4 protein-coding genes are annotated in these 3,559 nt (G+C 50.5%); all 4 read left to right on the top strand.

Translation table 11 applies throughout. The features are described from left to right. Nucleotides 1-653 (top strand): Xaa-Pro dipeptidase (gene pepQ, locus ACRC27_RS10095; RefSeq protein ID WP_438639808.1); only part of this gene is annotated, 653 nt, incomplete at its 5' end. Between the two features lie 36 nt (nt 654-689). After that, the gene (locus ACRC27_RS10100) at nt 690-1,304 is read left to right on the top strand and encodes an IMPACT family protein (RefSeq protein ID WP_438621820.1); all 615 of its coding nucleotides are present in this window, start codon (nt 690-692) and stop codon (nt 1,302-1,304) included. A 35-nt stretch (nt 1,305-1,339) separates the two neighbouring features. Beyond that, nucleotides 1,340-2,794, top strand: a complete 1,455-nt coding sequence (trkH, locus tag ACRC27_RS10105) for a Trk system potassium transporter TrkH (RefSeq protein ID WP_438621821.1) — start codon at nt 1,340-1,342, stop codon at nt 2,792-2,794. A 2-nt stretch (nt 2,795-2,796) separates the two neighbouring features. Continuing rightward, on the top strand, nt 2,797-3,333 hold the full coding sequence (gene hemG, locus ACRC27_RS10110; RefSeq protein ID WP_438639809.1) for a menaquinone-dependent protoporphyrinogen IX dehydrogenase: 537 nt from the start codon (nt 2,797-2,799) through the stop codon (nt 3,331-3,333). Nucleotides 3,334-3,559 lie beyond the last annotated feature (226 nt).

A 3,559-nucleotide genomic window follows, 5' to 3' on the forward strand; every position in this document is an offset into this window, starting at 1 on the left:
CCGTACTGCACTACACCAGCTTGGCACAAAAAACACCGGCCCGTTCAGACAGCTTTTTACTCGATGCCGGTGCATCGTATAACGGCTATGCCGCAGACATCACCCGAACCTATGCGCGCGAGCAAAATGACTTTGCCGCCCTGATTAGTGATATGCACGAGCAACAGCAGGCACTGATCGCCAGCATTCAGCCGGGCATGCACTATATTGATCTGCATATTCAGATGCATCAGCGCATCGCCGGTATGCTGCGTCAGCATGATATTGTCCGCATGAGCGAAGATACCATGATGGCCGAAGGCGTCACCCGCCCCTTCCTGCCACACGGTTTAGGTCACTTCCTTGGGCTGCAAGTGCATGATGTTGCAGGTTTTATGCAAGATGAACAGGGTACACACCTTGCTGCGCCGGCCGAATATCCGGCTCTGCGCTGTACTCGGCAGCTTGAGCCGCGCATGGTACTGACCATTGAACCGGGCCTCTACTTTATAGACTCACTGCTCGAACCATGGAAACAGCACCCGCTAGCCGCCAATTTTAACTGGGCGAAAATCGATCAACTGCGCCCATTTGGGGGAATTCGGATTGAAGACAACATCGTGATTACCGAACACGGTGTTGAAAACCTCACCCGTGATCTGGCACTCAATTAACCGTATTTTATTTTTTATTGATGGCGCACCGTTTTTATGGCGCATTACCCTATCCCTGCTCAAACCGCCGTGTTTGAAGAGGAGATTAAAAAAAGCCGTTTCATTACCCTGCTGGCACATACCGCAGGAGTTGATGCGGCCAAGCAATTTGTGAATCAGGTCAAAGCCGAGCACCCACAGGCTCGGCATCACTGCTGGGCTTTCGTGGCCGGCAGCCCACATGACTCACAACAACTGGGCTTCTCTGATGACGGAGAGCCCGCAGGAACGGCCGGTAAACCGATCTTAAGCTGTCTGCTTGGTAGCGGTGTCGGTGAGATCACCGCCATTGTGGTGCGCTATTATGGTGGGATAAGGCTCGGTACCGGTGGGCTAGTGCGGGCCTATGGAAATGGCCCGCAGCAGGCACTGAAACTGTTGATAACACAAGAGAAAATTGAACGTAAACACTACCGTCTGGTGTGTGACTACACACTCCTGAGCACCATTGAAAATATACTACCCGACTATCAGGGTGAAAAAATAGAGAGTGAGTTTACCGAACAGGTGACATTAACACTCGCCTTACCGATTGAGAGTGTCGCAGCTTTTTCCGCTACGCTTAAAGATCGCTCTCGCGGTAGCGTTATCCTGCAGGCATTGCCTGAATAATCACCGTTTAGTTTAGCTCGAAGGATTGCTGTTACATGCAGTTTCGCTCTATCACCCGCATCGTTGGCATGCTGATCATGCTGTTTTCCGTCACCATGTTCGTTCCGGCATTGGTGGCGTTGCTCTATCGCGATGGTGCAGGTACCGCGTTTACCAAAACGTTTGTTGCCGCGCTGGTCATTGGCGCACTGCTGTGGTTTCCAAACCGCCATGACAAACACGATCTTAAATCACGTGATGGTTTCATCATCGTCGTCTTATTCTGGACCGTGCTTGGCAGCGTTGGGGCACTGCCGTTTATTTTTGCCAACGAACTGCCCATTTCACTGACTGATGCCTTCTTTGAATCCTTCTCCGGCCTGACGACCACTGGCGCAACCGTCATTGTTGGGCTGGATAACCTGCCCAAAGCCCTGTTGTTTTATCGGCAAATGCTGCAATGGCTTGGCGGTATGGGGATTATCGTCCTTGCCGTAGCCATTCTTCCTTTATTAGGGATAGGTGGCATGCAACTGTATCGTGCCGAAATGCCTGGGCCACAAAAAGATCATAAAATGCGCCCCCGCATCGCCGAAACCGCCAAAACACTCTGGTTTATCTATGTTTCACTCACCATCGCCTGTGCCCTTGCATTTTGGGGCGCGGGAATGAGTGTCTTTGATGCCATCAGCCACAGCTTTGCCACCATCGCCATTGGCGGCTTCTCTACCCACGATGCCAGCATTGGCTACTTTAATAGCCCACTGATCAACGTCATTACCGCTGTTTTCCTGATTATTGCCGGTTGCAACTTTGCACTGCACTTCTCCGCCCTTACCAGTCGTACCCCGTGGCGTCACTACTGGCGTGATCCGGAGTGTCGTTTTTTCTTGTTTGTACAACTGAGCCTAACCCTCATTTGCTTTTGGGTACTGTTTGATCGAGATGTATACGACAACGCATGGCTGGCACTGGATAACGCCTTCTTTCAGGCCGTATCCATCAGCACCACCGCAGGCTTTTCTACCGCCAGCTTTGCTGACTGGCCCTCTTTCCTCCCCATTTTACTGCTGTTCTCCTCCTTTATAGGCGGTTGTGCCGGATCAACCGGCGGTGGTTTAAAAGTTATCCGTATCCTGCTTCTTTACTTACAAGGGAATCGCGAACTAAAGCGGCTGGTACACCCTAACGCTGTTTATGCCATCAAACTCAGCCGTCGCGCCCTGCCTGAACGCATTATTGAAGGCGTATGGGGGTTCTTTTCCGCCTATACACTGGTCTTCATTGTATGCATGATCGCCGTTATCGCCACCGGCGTTGATGAACTCACCGCCTTTTCCGCTGTCGTGGCCAGCCTTAACAACCTTGGCCCTGGGCTTGGGTTAGTTGCCCCGCACTTTGCTGATTTGAATGCCAGTGCCAAATGGATATTGATCGTCGCCATGTTATTTGGTCGGCTGGAAGTCTTTACCCTACTGGTCCTATTCACCCCTACTTTCTGGAAGAACTGATCATGGCCGATACCCTGTTACTGCTGTACTCCAGTACCGACGGACAAACCCAGCGCATCATGGCGAACATCGCCGCTACACTCAGCCCTGCATCGGTAGAGCTGCGTGATATCCAGCAACCCTTCACACCACAATGGGATAACTACCGCGCCGTCCTGATTGGTGCCTCCATCCGTTATGGGCACTTTAACCCTGCCGTCGAACAATTTATCGGGCAACACCAGCAAACACTCAACACTCGGCCTAGCGCTTTTTTTGGTGTAAACCTCACAGCCCGTAAAGAGGGTAAAAACACACCGGAAACCAATGCCTATATAAAGAAGTTCCTGCAACGCTCCCCGTGGAAGCCGAAACTGGCCGCTGTTTTTGCCGGTGCACTCTACTACCCACGTTATAAATGGTTTGACCGCATCATGATCCAACTCATTATGCGCATTACCGGCGGAGAAACCGACACAAGCAAAGAAATTGAATACACCAATTGGGATAAAGTGAAAGAATTCGCTCAACAATTCAGCGAATTAGCGTGCTTAAAATAACAAAACAGCCTTTTTTCATGGGAAATGATTAAAAATGACGCGAACGCGTTATTTTTTTATATTATCTCTTGCACCAAACTCAAAACGCCCTATAATGCGACCCCACTGACACGGCAACCGTGATGCAAATCACTGAAAGCTAAGCAGTAAAGAATAAAACGCTTTTAAGGAATGTGAAAAACAAACCTTGACAGCCAAAGGGAAATGCGGAATAATGCGCGCCCTG

It is taken from the genome of Plesiomonas sp. (genome assembly GCF_051650925.1).
GTDB lineage: Bacteria > Pseudomonadota > Gammaproteobacteria > Enterobacterales > CAMTGL01 > Plesiomonas.